Below are 1,615 nucleotides of genomic sequence, written 5' to 3' on the forward strand. Positions count from 1 at the left end.
CCCCCAACGCCCCGCCGGACGCGGCCGGAAGACGACCGTCGCCAGGACGAGCACGCCCAACAAGGCGATCTGGATGAAGTAAAGGGCAGGGAATGGGAAGTCAGCGCCCGACTGAGCGAATAGCGCCGGCACGAGGATACAATTAATCGCTCCGACCAAAGCCGCGAGCCATTCCCCCGCTCGCACGACGCTTGCCTTACCGGATGAGCGAGTCATTGCGCCGCACCTCATTCGCAAGTTTCAAAATATTTTGAAAGAATTATACCTTACTCCGTGTTAGCCCGTCAATGGGCCTTGCGCAGCGCTTTGCTGCCCTCATTCGATTGTGCGTAACAAGCGTTTTGGGGCAATCAGTTCCCAGGCCACGCGAATGTGGTAAGCCAACTCCTCATCGCTGACCTGACCCAGTTCGATACCGACCCAGCCGCGATGGCCCACGTAGGGCGGCCGGAAGTACACGCCGGGTGACGAGTCGATGAGCGACGCCTGCGCGCCCGGCGGCGTGGGCAGCCAGACGGCAATGCGACCGTCGTCGTGGTGGTCGTTGGCGAACATGAGGAAGACCTTCTTGCCCACGAAGAAGGTCGGCTCGCCGTGCGACAGCCGCTCGCTCGTTTCCGGCAGCGCCAGGGCGTAGCGGCGCACGCGCTCGAGATGGTGGGTGTCCATGATGGGTTACTACCTTGTGTAGGGGCGAGTTTGAAACCCGCCCCTACAACAGTTCGGCGGACAATCCCAGGAACGCGCCATACCGTTCCGCGGCCGCGGTCAAAGCCTCGGCCTCGTCGTCCGTGAGCGGTCTGAATAGCGTGGGCGTGATGACGACCGACTCCCGTTTCAACTGGCGCGTCCAGATGCCGACCACCCGGCCGTCGATGAGGATGGGCTGGTGGAAGATGATGTTGCCCGACTCCACCAGCTTGTTGTACTCAGGCGGGTGCGCGGCGCTCCGATCCTTGTAGGCCACCACGTATTCGTCGAGGAACGGCAGCAAGTGGGCCGTCGGCGAGAGCATCACGCCAATCGGCGCGGCGGGGTCGAACCAGTAGACCTGGCCGTCAACGCGCTCCTGCCCCAACTCGGACTTGACCATCTCCAGCCCCGTCCGCGCCTCGGCCGCGGCCAGTCCCGACCACCACATGTAGTCCTGGATCGTGGCCGGGCCGTGGCCGGTGAAGTAGCGCCGCGCCAGTTCGGCCAGCGCCTCGTCGCGCGACCGCTCGCGGGCAGGCGGCAGCCACGCATCGAGCAGAACAAAGGTGTGCTGCTTGCCCTGGCGCGGGCCGAGGCAGATCAGCCCCTCCTGCGCCAGCCGGCCCAGGATGTGGATGCCGCGCTGGCCGGCGGTCGAGACGCCCGCGTCCTCCAGCGCCTGGCGTAGCGCCGGGCGGGTGTGGGGTTGGCCGTCCGCCAACTCGCGCGCGATCACTCGGCGGCTCTGGGCGAACACGGCCTCGTCCAGTTCCAGTTCGCGCTTTCGAGCATTGTCCTTGAGCGCCCGCGGGGCGGACAACGCCAGCATCCAGCGGATGTCGTCGGGGGTCACGAAGTGAACCGTGTTGCGCAGCGGCCAGGTGCGGACGAGCCGTCGATCGTTGATGGCCTGTTCCACCAC

2 protein-coding genes are annotated in these 1,615 nt (G+C 65.6%); both read right to left on the reverse strand.

Annotated features, from left to right (window positions below; all coding sequences use genetic code 11):
* Positions 1-315: 315 nt before the first annotated feature.
* On the reverse strand, positions 316-669 hold the full coding sequence (locus tag ACE3UY_RS09605) for an MmcQ/YjbR family DNA-binding protein (RefSeq protein WP_374687322.1): 354 nt from the start codon (positions 667-669) through the stop codon (positions 316-318).
* Between the two features lie 43 nt (positions 670-712).
* The coding region (locus ACE3UY_RS09610) for a winged helix DNA-binding domain-containing protein (protein ID WP_374687323.1) at positions 713-1,615 on the reverse strand (903 nt) is incomplete at its 5' end.

The organism is Promineifilum sp. (SeqCode) (genome assembly GCF_041918635.1).
GTDB lineage: Bacteria > Chloroflexota > Anaerolineae > Promineifilales > Promineifilaceae > Promineifilum.